Source organism: Bacillus sp. SJZ110 (assembly GCF_006715455.1).
In the GTDB taxonomy this organism is placed as follows: domain Bacteria; phylum Bacillota; class Bacilli; order Bacillales; family Bacillaceae; genus Bacillus; species Bacillus subtilis.
This window is the reverse complement of record NZ_VFNF01000003.1, coordinates 127857-144682: the sequence shown is the minus strand read 5'-3', so window position 1 is coordinate 144682 and position 16826 is coordinate 127857. Positions and strand designations below refer to the sequence as shown.

The window sequence follows — 16826 nt, the reverse complement described above, 5'->3', positions numbered from 1 at the left end:
AGCGTCTGATTTGCTTCAGGCGACAAAGGGGGATTTGCCTGTGAGGCATGTACTAATTGCTGTCATCTTATTCTTCTTATCTATCGGACTTTCCGCAGGGTGTGCTGAAGCTGGAAACAAGACCCAAAATCAGTCGGCAACAGAAGTGAATGCCAGCCCGCTCCAGCCGGCGGAATATTTCATCTATCACAATTTAATGAATGACCAAGGGCTGATCAAAACCGATTTTTCAGACCAGCCTTCTTACTTGTCGGAATCTCTCGGCCTGTGGATGGAGTTTCTGCTCAGCAAAAATGACGCACCGCATTTCCAGGATCAATATCAGCATCTGACTGATTCATTTCTGCTGAGCAATCACTTGGTGACGTGGAAGATTCAAAATGGCCAAGCGAGCGGGACGAATGCGCTGATAGATGATATGAGAATTATGCTGTCTCTTGACCAAGCCGCCGCAAAATGGGGCCGCAGCGACTACGCGCAAACGGCTAGGGATATCGGCACGTCTTTGAAGACATACAATATGAACAATGGGTTATTTACAGACTATTACGACTCACAGGCCGCTTCAAAGGATGTGACGCTTTCATACGTCATGCCTGACGCCTTAGCTGTCTTAAAGAAGAATGGAATCATAGACGAAGACACAGAACAGCGGAATGCCAATGTTCTCTATTCAGCTCCTTTAAAAAATGGCTTTCTGCCGAAAACATACAGCTCGGAGACGAAGGAATACACATACGACAGTGAAATCAACCTGATTGATCAGCTTTACACTGCTTGGCATTTGCCGGAAGGGGATGAAAAAGCATCTGTTTTAGCGGACTGGATCAAGCAGGAATTTCAGAAAAACGGAAAGCTGTACGGGCGGTATTCGGCAGATACGAAGGAGCCTGCCGTCCAATATGAGTCTCCATCCGTATATGCATTAGCCGTATTGTTTTTGACAAAACAGCATGAAAACAGTTCTGTCATCAAAGCCATATATGACAGAATGAATGACTTTGAAATTCATGATCCGGTGAAATCGTATTATGGAGGCTATATGAGCGGCACTCAGACGCATTCATTTGACAATCTGCTGCCGCTGTTAGCCGAAAGGAAGCTTTTTAATGAAAATATCATTCAGTGAATCACAAAAATTATTTGCTTATTTTTCAGGGCTCATCGCGGCCCTGTCTCTGTTTATTTATTATGTGTCAGCCCAGCAATCGGAAGGTGCTCTGATCCTTTGCATCACATTTGTCGTCATCGCCGCAGGCATCTGGTTCGGCCCGATTTACGCGCTGGCAGTGACCTTAATCGTACTCTTTGTTCTCGGCACCTTAATGATGTTTTTCCAGACTGGACAGACATCGCTCTTTCCGGCTGAGGAAGGGCTGCGAATGCTTGTCGTGTGGGGAATCGCGCTTTTGCTGTTTTCTTTTATTTCTGGACGAATCCACGATATTACGGCAGAGCTTCGGCGCTCAATGACACGGCTTCAATCCGAAATCAAAAGCTTTGTTGCTGTTGACAGAGTGACCGGTTTTGATAACAAGCAAAGGATGAAGCTGGAACTTTCAGAAGAAATCAAGCGGGCGGAGCGCTATGGCAATTCTTTTGTGTTTTTGCTGCTCCATATGCATTATTTCAAAGAGTTTAAGTCTTTGTACGGTGAAAAAGAAACGGACCGCCTCTTCCAATATGTCGGTCAGCAAATCAGGACAAGCGTTCGGGAAACGGATAAGAAATTCCGTCCCTCTGACGAGCGTATCGGGATCGTGCTGACGCACACGCCTGCTGAACATATGCCGGCCGTTCTGACCAAGCTGAAGAAACAATTGGATACATATCAGCTGGAAAATGGAAAGTATGTGTCGCTTACGTTCCACGTTTGCTATTTGCCCTACCGCAACGATATCAAAACAGCTGATCAATTTTTAGAAGAACTGGAAAACGAGATGATGATGAATGAACTATAAAGGAATCACATTGCTATGCGTCATGATGCTTCTATTTTCAGCTATTGCGTCTTTTCCCGTTTCTGCGCAAGCGAAAGATCAGGATGCCGGCATTCTCATCATCTACTCAACCTTGGACGGCAAAGAGTCGTCACAAGTCAAAATGCTCGATTTGCTTGCGGGTCACTTTACATCCCATGTGACAGTCAAAAAAGATTCAGACGTTGAAGCGTCGGATTTCAAAGGGAAAGACCATGTGATTTATTACGGCCAAACGAAAAGAAAGCTCAGCAAAAAATTGCTGTCTCTTATCAGCGGCGTAAAAAACCCGGTTGTCGCCATTGGCTATAACGCAGGCCAAATCAACCAATTTTCCGGGCTTTCATTAGCCCGCAAAGAAAATGTGTTTCAGGTTCACAGCAGGTCGGAAAAGGCCGATGTGTCTCTGGAAAGCGGGCTTAACGTGCTGAGCATATCAGGCCTGAAAGGAACGGCGCTTTACACCTTCAAAGCTGATGACGGCACAACGCATTCTTTTATATGGAAAACAAAAAAAGGGAATGTGTACATTGGATTAACAAATTTGTTAAATGACAATTTGATCGTGGCGAAACAGCTCAGAGAAGCTTTCGGAGAGAAGGCGGGGACGACGTTATTGTATTTGCGTCTCGAGGATATCAGCCCGATGTCTGATGAAAAACTGCTGCTTCAAGCCGGTACATACCTGCATAAGCGGCATATTCCTTTTATCCTGGCGGTCATTCCGGTTTACTTGAATCCGGAAACAGGCGACAAAGTGTATTTGTCTGATAAACCGAAGATGGTCAAGGTGCTGAAAAAGCTGCAAAGCATGGGCGGCAGTATCATTGTTCACGGCTATACTCACGCTTATCGCTACAGTGAAACAGGAGAGGGTTTTGAATTTTGGGATGCAAAGGCGGATCAGCCGATTACATCCGGAAATGCCGAAGACCCCCCATCCATTTTGGAGAAAGAACAGGACTTCCCGAACGAACAAGCCTATCACAGCTATCTTGAACCATTTCGGGAAAAGGAAGAAACGTATACAAAACAAAAACTGACGCGTGCCATTGAGGATTTGACATCATCGGGTCTTTACCCGCTGGCGTTTGAAGCGCCGCATTACACGATGTCCGAATATGGCTATCAAATCGCCTCGCAGTATTTTACAAGCATTTTCGGCCAGGTCCAGCTCAGCAGCACAACATGGAAAACATCCGGTGCACCTCCGTTTGTGACTGCTCCTTCGATGTTGCACGGAATGACGCTTTATCCGGAAACGATCGGCTTTGTCGACACATCAAAGCAAAACCCGCTCGGTGAGATGGAGGAGCGCATCTCCCAGATGATTGATTTTGAAGGCGGAGTAGCCGGAGGATTTTATCACCCGTACCTTGGGATGAAATATCTGCCTGAGCTGGTTGATCAGATGGAACGCATTCCAGACAGTGAATGGCTTGATTTAAAGAAAACGAAACAAACCGTCAAAACAGACAAAGTGGAAATTCATACAAGCGGTGACGGAACGATTCAGGTGAAAAACGGTGTAAGCCCCATTGACGAGTTTTTCGATCATCACCGGCAAACCCCTCTGGAAAAGGCGTTATGGATTCTCTCCGCTGTTGTGCTCTTATTTGTCATCATGTTTGTCAGTTATACGTTTTACTTGAGAGCCACATTGAAAAAACGAATTTTTAAGGAGAGAAGAAGCCTTGGGTAATACGCTGTTCTTTATCTCGCTAAGTTTAATATGGGTTATGCTTCTCTACCACATGTTCCTCATGCAGGGCGGGTTTCGCCACTATATGACCTTCGAACGGAATATCCCAAAGTGGAGAGAAAACATGAAGGAACTGCCGAAGGTCAGCGTCCTTATCCCGGCGCATAACGAAGAGGTTGTGATTCGGCAGACGCTGAAGGCCATGGTCAACCTTTATTATCCGAAGGACCGGCTGGAGATTATCGTCGTTAACGATAATTCATCAGACCGGACGGGTGATATCGTCAATGAATTTTCCGAGAAATACGATTTTATCAAAATGGTGATTACGAAGCCGCCAAATGCAGGAAAAGGAAAATCCTCTGCACTTAACTCAGGTTTTGCCGAATCAAACGGCGATGTGATCTGTGTGTATGACGCCGACAACACGCCTGAGAAAATGGCCGTGTATTACCTCGTGCTCGGCCTGATGAATGACGAAAAGGCAGGCGCCGTGGTAGGGAAATTCCGCGTCATCAATGCAGCGAAGACGCTGCTGACGAGGTTTATTAATATCGAAACGATCTGTTTTCAGTGGATGGCCCAGGGAGGCAGATGGAAGTGGTTCAAAATCGCCACGATCCCAGGCACCAACTTCGCGATCCGCAGAAGCATTATCGAAAAGCTCGGAGGCTGGGATGACAAAGCGCTCGCTGAGGACACTGAACTGACCATCCGGGTGTATAATCTCGGCTATCACATCCGCTTTTTCCCTGCCGCCATCACGTGGGAGCAGGAACCTGAAACATGGAAGGTATGGTGGCGCCAGCGCACCCGATGGGCGCGCGGCAATCAATATGTCGTGCTCAAATTTTTGGCGCAGTTTTTTAAGCTGAAACGAAAACGGATTATCTTTGATTTGTTTTATTTTTTCTTTACGTACTTCCTGTTTTTCTTTGGCGTGATCATGTCGAATACGATTTTTGTTGTGAATTTGTTTTATGATTTGCATTTATCGGTTGGATTTTTGGCAATGATTCTCTGGATTTTGGCATTTTTCTTATTTATGACAGAGGTCATGATTACGTTGAGCATTGAAAAAACAGAAATGAACAAGCAAAACTTTTTTATCGTATTTCTCATGTACTTCACATACTCGCAGGCATGGATTGTGCTTGTTATCTACTCTTTATTTGTAGAAATCAAGCACCGTTTATTCAAGCAAGAGGTCAAATGGTACAAGACAGAACGATACAATCAACATAAAAGCGGGTGACCTTTTTGAAACAAATAATGATTTTTCTCACAAGCTTCATGCTGCTGGCGATGACTGGACAAACGGCTCTTGCCAAAGACGTACAGGTCAGTGGTTCGCTCCTCGGGAAAAGCAGCCAAGAACAAGCCAAACAGCAGGTGCTTACAAGCGAGCTGATTACACTGTATGGATCAAAAGACAGCGCAGAGCTGACGTATCAGATCCCGGCAGGCGCTTCTTCGGGCAATCAGCAATTGGTAATCGAATACGAGGCATCAAATCTTTTAATTTCTCCATCATCGTTAACGGCTGTCATTGATGATGAACCGGTCAAGACGTTAAAGCTTGATGGTGATTCCAAACGGAAAACAGTGAAGCTGAATCTGAATAAAAGCCAGTCTGCGCAAGGCTATCACAACGTATCGTTGAAATTCTACGGCGTAATGAAAGAGGGCGTGTGCGTCAGACAGGATACATCAGGCAACTGGATCAAAATTTATCCGGACAGCCGGCTGACACTTGCTGACAGCAGTGAAGCGAAGGGAACGTCGCTGGACCATTATCCGTATCCTTTCGCCCAATCTGGAAATACAGCGGAAGAAACAGCCATCGTCATTCCGGATCACCCAAGTTCAGCAGAAATAGAAGCTGCTGTTAAAACAGAAGGCTATTTGAAAACGGTGGACAGCAGTGTCAGTATTGCGTATGTCACGGAATCTGAACTGAAAAAAATCGATAAGCCGACGATTGTTATCGGCGTGGACAAGCATTGGAACGGCAAAGTGAAAAAACTGTTGAAACAAGCCGGGCTACAGGCAAAAGGAGAAAACCTTCTGCTTGCGGAGCGGGTGTTGAAAGCAGAGGGCAAGCAGCAGCCGGTTCTGTTTGCGCAAGCAGCGTCCGATGACGCGCTCACTAAAAAAATCAGCGTGATGACAGATCAGACATACACAGGCCAGCTCAGCGGCGATACACTTTCAATCAGCAAGCTTCAGCAGACTGAAAAAAAAGAAAGTGATAAGCTGACCCTTGAGAATTTTGGAGCGGGCGATATCACAATTGGAGCCGACAAAACATCTTCAGCACATTATTTTTATCCGGCTTCGGCTGTTTTAGATGAAAACCAATTGGCGAAGCTGTCGCTTAAACTGAAAAAGTCTGAAACGATTCAAGCCTCAACGGCTGAAAAAGAATCAGTCTCTCAGGCTGCAGAACTGAAAGTGATGATCAACGGCCAGCCGCACTCAGTCCGGCTTGATGAATTAGGAAAAGAAGATAAAAACGGATTCTATCATGTCACGGTGAAAGTGGACCCTAAGCTGCTGCAAAAAAACCGCTACATTGATATTCAGTTCGTCACGACCGGTTTAAAGGAAAACAACCCTTGCAACACCACTGATGAGGAAAAGTGGGTTTTTATCGATAAAAACAGTACATTATCATACGCCATCAAAGGCATGTCTCCTTCAGCGGATTTTCAAGAGTGGCCGCTACCTTACGCCGGAAACCAGGATCAAACAACGTTAATCGTGCTTCCTGACACCGTAAGCCAATCGAAGCTAGAGGAGCTTTCTCTCGTAACGGAATCCTTTGGCAGCGAAGCACAGCATTCATATACGGTAAAGAAATCATCTGACGTTACAGCAAAGGATGCGAAAGGACGAAACCTCATTTTCATAGGGGGGATCAATCAATTTTCTCTTCTGAAGGAGAAATCATCAGATCTGCTTGTACCGCAGGAAAAGAACGGCTCATTTGATGTATCTGGTTTCGAGATGCTGAATGAGACAACAAAACAAGTGGTATTTACCCAAGCATCGGTTTGGGATTCACGCTATACAATGGCTGTCTTTGCACCGTCAAAAGGAGATGGCACGGCTGTCACAAAAGAGATCATCAGTTATCTGAACAGCAACGATGAGTCGGCAACCGTCCTTAATGAAACAAACAGCCAGCAGGTGTTTACAAACCACCAGCAGCTCAAATCGGAAACAAACAGTTCCGATGCAGAACAACCAACACAAGATCATAGCCAGAAATGGATGTATATTGGTGTGCTGGCACTCATTATGGTGGTTGCGGCAGTGTTCATTTGGATTGCCGTAAGACGCAGAAAAAGAAAGACAGATACAGAATAAAACAGAGGCGATTTTAGCCTCTGTTTTTTTATTTTTGGTAAGTAAATTCCATTTGTGGAACCTGTCATTTTATTTTTTTCTCTCAGCCAATAAGCCTCTTTACAACGTGCGGGAACGGGAGTATGATCTCTTTTAGAAAACAAATCGCTTAATCTGAAATCAGAGCGGGGGACCCAATAGAACGGCTTTTTGCCGTTGGGGTGAATCCTTTTTAGGTAGGGCTAACTCTCATATGCCCGAATCCGTCAGCTAACCTCGTAAGCGTTCGTGAGAGGAGATGAATGAAACCTGTGTTCGATGTTATGGCACAGGGGCATCCGTTTGCCTCTGTGTTTTTTGTTGTTCATTTTTGAATGCAAATCGCATACAGAGACATCATAGCAGAAAGGACTATCAACAACATGTGAGAGCAAGACACTGATGTTTTATTGTTTTAATTGAAAAATGAGAAATTAAAAGGGGAAGACATCGATGTATCATTCAATCAAACGTTTTTTGATTGGGAAACCACTAAAATCCCAAGCAGCTGGAGAGCAAAAACTGACGAAATTAAAAGCCTTGGCTATGCTTTCCTCAGATGCGCTGTCATCTGTTGCATATGGGACAGAACAAATTCTAATCATTTTGGCAACAATCAGTGCTGCCGCATTTTGGTACTCCATTCCGATTGCGGTTGGCGTTCTCATATTACTGCTCGCACTGATTCTTTCATACAGGCAAATTATTTACGCTTATCCGCAGGGCGGCGGGGCGTATGTCGTTTCTAAAGAAAATCTCGGTGAAAAACCGGGATTGATTGCGGGCGGTTCATTGCTTGTTGATTATATTTTAACAGTAGCGGTAAGTATTTCCGCAGGCACGGACGCCATCACGTCAGCCTTTCCTGCATTGCATGATTATCATGTGCCGATCGCTATTTTTCTCGTGTTAGTGATTATGATTTTGAACCTGCGCGGTCTTTCGGAATCGGCATCCATTCTTGCCTACCCGGTTTATCTGTTTGTGGTGGCGCTTTTGGTTCTCATTGCAGTCGGGTTGTTTAAACTCATGACAGGACAAATAGACCAGCCAGCCCATCATACACCGCTGGGCACACCTGTAGCCGGCATTACGCTGTTTTTGCTGCTTAAGGCTTTTTCCTCCGGATGCTCAGCGTTGACCGGGGTTGAGGCCATTTCTAATGCGATTCCTGCATTCAAAAACCCGCCTGCGCGAAACGCGGCAAGAACGCTTGCGATGATGGGGATTTTGCTGGCAATCTTGTTTTCCGGCATCACGGTGCTCGCGTACGGGTATGGTACGGCGCCGAAGCCTGATGAAACAGTGGTTTCACAAATTGCATCCGAAACCTTCGGGCGGAATGTGTTCTACTATGTCATCCAAGGTGTCACATCGCTTATTTTGGTTCTTGCGGCAAATACGGGATTTTCAGCCTTCCCGCAGCTTGCCTTCAACCTGGCGAGAGACCAGTATATGCCGCGAATGTTTACAGTCAGGGGCGACCGCTTAGGCTTCTCAAATGGGATTATCTTTTTAGGCTTTGCCTCCATTGTTCTCATTATCTTATTCGGAGGACAGACGGAGCACTTAATCCCGTTATATGCTGTGGGCGTATTTATTCCATTTACGCTTTCACAAACCGGCATGTGCATGAAATGGATCAGGCAAAAACCAAAAGGCTGGATCGGAAAAATGCTGATCAACTCCTGCGGCGCACTGATATCGTTTATGGTTCTATCCATCCTGTTTGTGACGAAGTTTAATGTTGTATGGCCTGTGTTAATCTTTATGCCTATAGTGGTTTTGCTGTTTTTTGCGATTAAAAATCACTATACAGCGGTTGGTGAACAGCTTCGCATCGTAGACAAAGAGCCGGAAGAAATCAAAGGCACCGTTGTGATTGTGCCTGTGGCCGGTGTCACCACCGTCGTGCAAAAATCGATTCACTATGCGAAATCACTGTCCGATCAAGTGATCGCCGTTCACGTGTCATTTGACAGAGAACAGGAAAAGAAATTCGAAAAACGCTGGGAAGAGCTTAATAACGGCGTGCGTCTCGTTACGCTTCACTCCTCGTACAGAAGCCTTGTCCATCCGTTTGATAAGTTTTTGGAAACAGTTGAGGCAAAAGCGAAGAAGGAGCAGTTTTCCGTTATGGTGCTGTTTCCGCAATTTATAACGAAAAAACGCTGGCACACCATCCTTCACAACCAATCGGCCTTCCTCCTCAGAGTCCGGCTGTTCTGGAAAAAGGACATAATGGTTGCCACACTGCCGTATCATTTTAAAAAGTAAAGCTCTAGGACCAAGGGAATCACCTTGGTCCTTTTTTGCGAGAAAAGGAGGTATGGCGGTGTATACACAAGGTGCTTTTGTGATCGTATTGAACGAAAGTCAGCAAATTCTGCTGGTGAAACGAAAAGATGTCCCTCTATGGGATTTGCCGGGCGGCAGGGTTGATCCCGGGGAATCGGCTGAGGAAGCGGCAGTGCGGGAGGTATTGGAAGAAACGGGATACAATGCAGCGCTTTCTGCGAAAATAGGTGTTTACCAAAGGCCAAAGTTTCAAGATGAACAGCATCTGTTTTTCGGAAGCATAACAGGCGGACAAGCAGTGGCTGACGGCACAGAGACAGCGGGATTAAAGTGGGTTTCCCCGGGGCGTTTACCGCTTTTTATGGTGCCGAATCGAAAAAGGCAGATCAATGATTTCAAGAACGGCGCTCAAGATGTAAATGTCACCGTCAAGGATAGAGGGTTGCTCGCGGCGATCGACCTGTTGAAAAGAAGACTTGGCAAGCGATTCAGGTCTCCGGGTTTTAAAGCCTTTCTCCTGTGGTATTGAAAAAAGGAAAAAGGAGGATACGTTATGGCACATAAAACTGCAGGACAAGTAATGACAGAGCTGCTTGAGCAATGGGGAGTTGATCATGTATACGGCATCCCCGGAGACAGTATAAATGAGTTTATTGAAGAATTAAGACACGAAAGAAATCAACTGAAGTTCATTCAAACCCGCCACGAAGAGGTAGCGGCACTGGCAGCCGCAGCTGAAGCAAAACTCACCGGCAAGATCGGAGTCTGTCTGTCAATCGCAGGGCCGGGAGCGGTGCACTTATTAAATGGTTTATATGATGCAAAAGCGGACGGCGCCCCTGTGCTGGCGATTGCAGGACAGGTTTCTTCTGGCGAAGTCGGACGGGACTATTTCCAGGAGATTAAGCTGGAGCAAATGTTTGAGGACGTGGCTGTGTTCAACAGAGAGGTACATAGCGCAGAATCACTTCCGGATCTCTTAAATCAGGCGATCAGGACCGCCTACAGCAAAAAAGGCGTTGCGGTATTGAGCGTGTCAGATGATTTGTTTGCGGAGAAAATCAAACGGGAGCCCGTGTATACTTCACCGGTGTATATTGAAGGGAACCTTGAACCGAAAAAAGAACAGCTCGTCACCTGCGCCCAATATATTAATAACGCTAAGAAACCGATTATCCTGGCAGGGCAGGGAATGAAAAAGGCGAAACGGGAGCTCTTAGAATTTGCGGACAAAGCCGCCGCTCCGATCGTTGTTACACTCCCGGCAAAAGGTGTCGTTCCCGATAAGCACCCGCATTTTCTCGGCAACCTCGGGCAGATCGGAACAAAGCCGGCTTACGAGGCAATGGAGGAATGTGATTTATTAATCATGCTCGGAACATCATTCCCGTACCGTGATTATTTGCCAGATGACACGCCGGCGATACAGCTCGATTCAGACCCGGCAAAAATCGGAAAACGGTATCCGGTGACAGCGGGCCTTGTCTGCGATTCGGCTCTCGGTCTGCGCGAATTGACAGAGTATATTGAACGCAAGGAAGACAGAAGATTCCTGAATGCCTGCACAGAACATATGCAGCATTGGTGGAACGAAATTGAAAAAGATGAGACAGAGGCAACAACACCGCTTAAACCTCAGCAGGTCGTGGCCCGTCTTCAGGAAGCGGCAGCCGATGATGCGGTGCTCTCTGTCGATGTCGGCACTGTGACAGTCTGGATGGCGCGTCATTTCAAAATGAACGCGAACCAGGATTTCATCGTCTCCAGCTGGCTTGCGACAATGGGTTGCGGCCTGCCGGGAGCGATCGCCGCAAGCTTGTCCGAACCGGAACGCCAGGCGATCGCCGTCTGTGGTGACGGGGGATTTTCCATGGTCATGCAGGATCTTCCGACCGCTGTCAAATATAAGCTCCCGATCACAGTCGTCATTTTAAACAACGAAAATCTTGGCATGATTGAGTACGAGCAGCAGGTCAAAGGCAATATCGACTATGTCACAAAACTTCAAAATGTCGACTATGCCGCATTTGCAGAAAGCTGCGGAGCAAAGGGCATCAAAGTGACTAAAGCGGAAGAGCTTGCGCCGGCATTCCATGAGGCGCTGCACTCTGACCAACCTGTTGTTGTGGATGTCATGATTGGAAACGAACCGCCGCTGCCTGGCAAAATCACCTACGGGCAGGCGAAAGGCTTTAGCAAGTACATGCTGAAAAACTTCTTCGAAAACCAAAAATTTGAAATGCCGTCACTGAAGAAAAGTTTGAAACGGTTATTCTAAAAAAACAGAGGCCCCAAAAGGCCTCTGTTTTTTGTTGGAAACAAACGTATTTTCAGCTATAACATGTTTGAATTCATAAAATGATCGGTGTATGTATTAGGAACTGATTTCGCCATACTCGAAACAGACAAAAGGGCAAATGCATCTTGTTTCAAAGGAAGATGCATTTGCCCTTGCATGCTTATTCTTATCAAATCTTACAGAACTCTTCTCATTATAAGCTTATTTCTCTTTTTTCTTCAGCCCGAAAAAGAAAGGAAAAGCAGAACCGACCAAGAAGGTGCCGAATAAAAACATGCCGCCGATAAACACGTGGAAATTTGTGTGTCCGGCCGTAAACGCCGTGATTAAGGAAATGATACTGAGCACGATCATGGCAATGCCGGGCGCGACTCTCATTTTCCCCTTGGATTTATAGGCAGCGACAGAACATATAATGCCGATAACAATAGGAACAATCCACAAATAAAACAAAATAAATACTGACATCATCAAAACTCCGATTTTTCTTCTATCATAACAAATTTCTGTCAAAAAGGGTATCAATGAGCTTTTGCGAAAAAATAAAAACCGGCTTTAGGAGCCGGATTTTTTATCGAAACGTATCTACAATTAAAAACACATTCAAAGCAACGATCAATACAGCAATCAGCCAAGACACCACTGTGACCCATTTGGCGTTGATCAGAGATCCCATGATCCGTTTATTGCTTGTAAACATAATAAGCGGAATGAGGGCAAAGGCGATCCCGAAGGACAGCACGACTTGGCTCAGTACGAGAGCGGTCGTCGGATTAACACCTGACGCGATGATCAAGATCGGCGGAATGATCGTGATAAAACGCCGTACATACAGCGGAATGCGGTAGTTGATAAATCCTTGCATAATCACGTCGCCTGAAAGTGTGCCGACAGACGAACTGGATAGACCGGCAACGAGCAGCCCGATCCCGAATAAAGCCGCAGACATAGGGCTGACAAGATGTCCGAATTGCTGAAATGCGACGTCAAGATCCTCAACAAACAGGCCGTTTTTGAAGAATAATGCAGCAGCCACAATCAGCATACTTGCATTAATAGCCCCTGCAATCAGCATCGCTATTAAAATATCAATAAATTCAAACCTAAAGATTTTTTTTCGTTCTGCATCAGTTTTGCCAACCACCCGCCGCTGTGTAAGGGCAGAGTGTAAATAAATGGCGTGCGGCATAACAGTTGCGCCAAGAATACCCGCTGCAAGAAGCACACTGTCGGTGCCATGAAACGCCGGGACAAAAAGGCCCTTCATCACTGACACGGCATCAGGTTTTGCGAAAAAGGTCTGCAGCGCAAAGGCGATCACGACCACAAACAGCATACCGGCAATACCGGCTTCAAGTGAGCGATAACCGCGGCGCTGAAGCTCCAATATCGCGAAAGAACCGATCGCAGCTATAATAGACGCTTCAAGCATCGGAATGCCGAACAGCAAATACAGTCCCAGAGCCGCTCCGATAAATTCCGCCAGATCAGTTGCGATAATGACCAGCTCGCCTTGAATCCATAATCCGATCGAGACAGGCTTCGGGAATTCTTCACGGGCAACCTCAGGCAAATTTTTGCCTGTCGCAATACCGAGTTTGGCGGATAGGGATTGAATTAAAAGGGCCATGATATTAGAAAATAAGATCACCCATAAGAGCATATATCCGTATTTAGAACCCGCCGAAATATTCGTTGCGAAGTTGCCGGGATCAATATAGGCAATGGCTGCTATAAATGCAGGGCCGAGAAAAGGGAGCAGCCCTCTGAATCCTCTGATTTTCCCGTCAAGCGCATCTTGGACGGCTTTGGAACGGGGAGATTGTGCTGTGATGTCCTTGTTCATCATGTCTCACCTGAATTCTGTTTGTTTTTGCCGTACAACAAAGAGTTTCCTTAAGGCAAATTATTTTATCTACATCATATGACCATCCCGGTTTCTTGTCAACCGAAAATGTTCAAAATACACTTCTGAATTTTTCCCTGTTATGTAACATGATATGTAGGGATTCGGGATAAGGTCCCATATAAAAAGACATCGTTTCAGTTCGAAACGATGCCTTCTGTATCTAATGAGTCTAGGCTTCCTTCCGCAGCCCGCGGAATATAAGGCCCAGCAAGAATACGAAGATGGCTGCCCCGATGATGGCGGGGAAAATAGCAAAGCCGGCGAGGCTCGGTCCCCATGTGCCAAGAAGTCCGTGCCCGATCCAAGCGCCGATCAGCCCGGCAATCATAGAGCCGAAAATTCCTCCCGGCAGCCGGTTTCCTACAATGGCGCTCCCAATTAATCCGATAACAATAGCAACAACTAATGAAACCAAAAAGCTAAGCATCATGATCACCTCTCATAAATGATTTACCAATCAATAACCGCTTCTGATCATTTCGAAACACCTAAAAGCATATTCCTTTATGACCCTGTTTTAATCTTTCTCTGCACACTGCCGTCAGCTAAATGAACAATGACCTCAGTGCCTTTATGCGCCGCGATTTCCTTTGCCCGTTCAATCGCTTCTTTCTTTGTATCCTTGATTTCAGACACGCGTTTGGCGCCCTCGGCTTTGACTGCCCAGCCTTTTTTATGCTTAATAACATGTTCTGCTTTGTTCATGAGCTCGGGCCCGCTGCCACTGCTTGGATCAGCATCGCGTTCTGTCTCATCATCATGCGTCAGGAAATCATCAATTTCATCTGTAGAGGCGTTTTCCGCCCATTCCTTCGCTTTGCTTGTCGCAATTGGAATCGCGCGCCCTTCCTCATAGCCTTCATCAATCATCGCATTCGCAATGTCTATCGCCTTTTTTCTCACCGGCTTCTCAAGATTTTTTAATGAAGCAGGATAATCCTTCATCGACCAAGGCATGTCCATCACTCCTTTTCCTTTTATAAAAATGGTACCCACAGGTGAAAAATAAAAACGCATCCGAAAAAATGAAGGTATACTATATAGTAGAAAAAACGGAAGGGAAGTGCGGGTTGGGTGCCAACAGAACGAAAAGAAGACTTACATCAGCAATTAAAAGAGATAGAGAAATGGGAAAAAGATCAGCAAAAAGTCTGGTTTTGGGAAAAGCTCAGCCGTCTCCCGTTTCAACTGCTGGACAAGCTGACACCAGAATTCATCCAGAAAAAGATCGGCAAGCTCTTGGATGAGGTCGGCAGCTTTGTTCAAACAGGCGGACAGTACCTGACATCTGAAAAACAGATTATCAGGATGTTTCAAAAGAAACTGCCGGGGGAGATCTTTGAATCGCTGGAGGACATCCGGAAAGCTCCTCTTCCTGTCATGGATGAAATTGCGGAAGGAATGGGCAAAAACAGAACCAACGCAGCAACCGTTCAAGGCGCGACAACCGGTGTGGGCGGCGTGTTTACGCTGGCGGCAGACATTCCGGCAGTGCTTGGCTTATCACTAAAAACATTACAGGATATCGCAGTCGCATACGGCTATGACCCAAAGGAGAAAAAAGAACGCGTCTTCATTGTGAAATGCCTGCAGCTGACGTCGGCTGATGTTGTCGGCAAAAGATCGATTTTGCAAGAATTAAAACACTACGATCAAGACCGTACATATAAGAATGTCGCTTCTCAAATCCAAGGCTGGCGAGAAGTTGTTTTAGGCTATCGAGACACGTTTGGCTGGAAAAAACTTTTCCAGATGGTGCCGGTTGCCGGAATGGTTTTTGGCGCCGCTGCCAATCGCTCAACATTAAACGACATTACCGAGACAGGCATGATGCTGTACAAAAAGAGGCGCATTCTTGAACGACTGAAAGAAACAGAACGAGAGATGGAATAGCAGAAAGCAGACGGACACCGCGATCCGCCTGCTTTTTTTAGTGGAAACATACCCAATGTGTTTTGTTTGTTTAAAAGAATTGTGAGCGGGAATACAACAACCAACACCAATTAAAGGAGGAATTCAAAATGGCAGACAATAACAAAATGAGCAGAGAAGAAGCAGGTAGAAAAGGCGGAGAAACAACAAGCAAGAACCATGACAAAGAATTCTATCAAGAGATTGGTCAAAAAGGCGGAGAAGCCACTAGCAAAAACCATGACAAAGAATTCTATCAAGAAATCGGCGAAAAAGGCGGAGAAGCCACTAGCAAGAACCATGACAAAGAGTTCTATCAAGAAATCGGTGAAAAAGGCGGAGAAGCCACTAGCGAAAATCATGATAAAGAATTCTATCAAGAAATCGGCCGAAAAGGCGGAGAGGCAACAAGCAAAAATCATGATAAAGAATTCTACCAAGAAATCGGCTCAAAAGGCGGAAACGCCCGCAACAACGACTAATCAAAAGCATAAAGGCAGACAACCTGTAAATAAAAAAGCGATCCGGCACATCAGCTGGATCGCTTTTTTTGGAATCTTCTCAATTTATGCCGCTATTGCGATACAATAAGTGAAAAAGGGGTTTTCGCTAATGTCCAAGATGCAAAACTTGCTCGCCATCGCAAATGAAGTCAAAGAAAAGCACGCCAATTTTTCAATCTCAGAGGTCAACGACCACTGCGTGCGCCTTGCGGTGTTTACGGGAGAATATGACTGGCACCATCACCCTGACTCAGACGAATTGTTTATTGTTCTTGAAGGGGAGCTGCTGATCGATTTTAAGGACAAAGAAACCGCGGTGCTCAAAGCAAATGACAGCCTGCTGATCCCGAAAGGCACGGTTCACCGCACACGCTCTTACGTCAGAACGGTAAATCTCTGTGTGGAGCATAAACAAGCCGAAACCGTCATCATAGAGGAGCAGCCATGCTAATCAAAAAGATGATATGTGAAGTAGATGCTGCAAACGCTGAAGCATTTGCAAAAGCGCAGTCACAGTGGGAAGCGTTATCGCATATAAGCGGCTTTATCAAACAGGCCGGCGGCTGGCGAAAAACGATAGACGAGCCGCTCACCGCAGAAATCATCAGTGTATGGGAAAACAGAGAAGCCTATGATCATTTTATGGAGAACGAACATGACAGCATATACGAGGAAAACGATCAGAAGGCTGTAATTCTTTCGATAGAGGTGACGGTGTACGAAGAGGATAAACCGTTCGTTCACGATCTGTTACATAACCCCGATATCCGGTACGAACCAAACTGGACGGTTCTGAAGGCATAATCAAAGCCCAAAACATCATGTTTTGGGCTTG

17 protein-coding genes and 1 riboswitch are annotated in these 16826 nt (G+C 45.9%); of the genes, 12 read left to right on the top strand and 5 right to left on the bottom strand.

Features of this window, described 5'->3' with window-relative positions:
- The first annotated feature begins 40 nt into the window (after positions 1-40).
- The 8 genes from FB592_RS10840 to FB592_RS10805 all read left to right on the top strand — a co-directional run bounded on the left by FB592_RS10840 (position 41) and on the right by FB592_RS10805 (position 11647).
- Positions 41-1129, top strand: coding sequence for a hypothetical protein (locus FB592_RS10840; protein WP_021481724.1), 1089 nt, complete (start codon positions 41-43; stop codon positions 1127-1129).
- A complete protein-coding gene (gene epsK / locus FB592_RS10835; protein ID WP_021481723.1) occupies positions 1110-1961 on the top strand; it encodes a cyclic-di-GMP receptor EpsK in 852 nt (283 codons plus the stop codon). Before FB592_RS10840 ends, epsK begins: the two co-directional genes overlap by 20 nt.
- A gap of 10 nt (positions 1962-1971) precedes the next feature.
- The gene (locus FB592_RS10830) at positions 1972-3681 is read left to right on the top strand and encodes a DUF2334 domain-containing protein (protein WP_134991919.1); all 1710 of its coding nucleotides are present in this window, start codon (positions 1972-1974) and stop codon (positions 3679-3681) included.
- Complete coding sequence (locus FB592_RS10825) at positions 3674-4936, top strand: glycosyltransferase family 2 protein (RefSeq protein ID WP_014475851.1); 1263 nt, start codon at positions 3674-3676, stop codon at positions 4934-4936. The genes FB592_RS10830 and FB592_RS10825 overlap by 8 nt, the downstream gene beginning before the upstream one ends.
- Before the next feature lie 5 nt (positions 4937-4941).
- Positions 4942-7053, top strand: coding sequence for a cellulose biosynthesis cyclic di-GMP-binding regulatory protein BcsB (locus FB592_RS10820; protein WP_141949506.1), 2112 nt, complete (start codon positions 4942-4944; stop codon positions 7051-7053).
- 135 nt (positions 7054-7188) lie between these two features.
- A riboswitch (cyclic di-AMP (ydaO/yuaA leader) is annotated at positions 7189-7332 on the top strand.
- Between the two features lie 192 nt (positions 7333-7524).
- On the top strand, positions 7525-9348 hold the full coding sequence (gene kimA, locus FB592_RS10815; RefSeq protein WP_072175528.1) for a potassium transporter KimA: 1824 nt from the start codon (positions 7525-7527) through the stop codon (positions 9346-9348).
- Between the two features lie 58 nt (positions 9349-9406).
- Positions 9407-9898 (top strand): NUDIX hydrolase, encoded by a 492-nt coding sequence (locus tag FB592_RS10810; protein ID WP_141949505.1) that lies wholly within the window; start codon positions 9407-9409, stop codon positions 9896-9898.
- A gap of 24 nt (positions 9899-9922) precedes the next feature.
- Positions 9923-11647 (top strand): pyruvate oxidase, encoded by a 1725-nt coding sequence (locus FB592_RS10805; RefSeq protein ID WP_021481718.1) that lies wholly within the window; start codon positions 9923-9925, stop codon positions 11645-11647.
- A 56-nt stretch (positions 11648-11703) separates the two neighbouring features.
- Here the strand turns inward: FB592_RS10805 and FB592_RS10800 are convergent, their stop codons facing one another.
- The 5 genes from FB592_RS10800 to FB592_RS10780 all read right to left on the bottom strand — a co-directional run bounded on the left by FB592_RS10800 (position 11704) and on the right by FB592_RS10780 (position 14534).
- The gene (locus FB592_RS10800; protein ID WP_064671965.1) at positions 11704-11841 is read right to left on the bottom strand and encodes a hypothetical protein; all 138 of its coding nucleotides are present in this window, start codon (positions 11839-11841) and stop codon (positions 11704-11706) included.
- A 28-nt stretch (positions 11842-11869) separates the two neighbouring features.
- Positions 11870-12136: a hypothetical protein gene (locus tag FB592_RS10795; protein ID WP_038827757.1), complete on the bottom strand. Its 267-nt coding sequence runs from the start codon at positions 12134-12136 to the stop codon at positions 11870-11872.
- A gap of 103 nt (positions 12137-12239) precedes the next feature.
- Positions 12240-13517: an Nramp family divalent metal transporter gene (locus FB592_RS10790; RefSeq protein WP_032680356.1), complete on the bottom strand. Its 1278-nt coding sequence runs from the start codon at positions 13515-13517 to the stop codon at positions 12240-12242.
- A gap of 229 nt (positions 13518-13746) precedes the next feature.
- Positions 13747-14004, bottom strand: coding sequence for a GlsB/YeaQ/YmgE family stress response membrane protein (locus FB592_RS10785; protein WP_003246519.1), 258 nt, complete (start codon positions 14002-14004; stop codon positions 13747-13749).
- Positions 14005-14081: 77 nt separating this feature from the next.
- On the bottom strand, positions 14082-14534 hold the full coding sequence (locus FB592_RS10780) for a DUF2188 domain-containing protein (RefSeq protein WP_003246574.1): 453 nt from the start codon (positions 14532-14534) through the stop codon (positions 14082-14084).
- A gap of 117 nt (positions 14535-14651) precedes the next feature.
- Here FB592_RS10780 and FB592_RS10775 point away from each other — a divergent pair, with 117 nt between their 5' ends.
- The 4 genes from FB592_RS10775 to FB592_RS10760 all read left to right on the top strand — a co-directional run bounded on the left by FB592_RS10775 (position 14652) and on the right by FB592_RS10760 (position 16795).
- Positions 14652-15470, top strand: coding sequence for an EcsC family protein (locus FB592_RS10775; RefSeq protein WP_015715265.1), 819 nt, complete (start codon positions 14652-14654; stop codon positions 15468-15470).
- 128 nt (positions 15471-15598) lie between these two features.
- Positions 15599-15970, top strand: a complete 372-nt coding sequence (gene gsiB, locus FB592_RS10770) for a glucose starvation-inducible protein GsiB (protein WP_003246542.1) — start codon at positions 15599-15601, stop codon at positions 15968-15970.
- 130 nt (positions 15971-16100) lie between these two features.
- A complete protein-coding gene (locus tag FB592_RS10765) occupies positions 16101-16442 on the top strand; it encodes a cupin domain-containing protein (RefSeq protein WP_003246564.1) in 342 nt (113 codons plus the stop codon).
- The gene (locus FB592_RS10760; protein ID WP_003246730.1) at positions 16436-16795 is read left to right on the top strand and encodes a YdbC family protein; all 360 of its coding nucleotides are present in this window, start codon (positions 16436-16438) and stop codon (positions 16793-16795) included. The genes FB592_RS10765 and FB592_RS10760 overlap by 7 nt, the downstream gene beginning before the upstream one ends.
- Positions 16796-16826 lie beyond the last annotated feature (31 nt).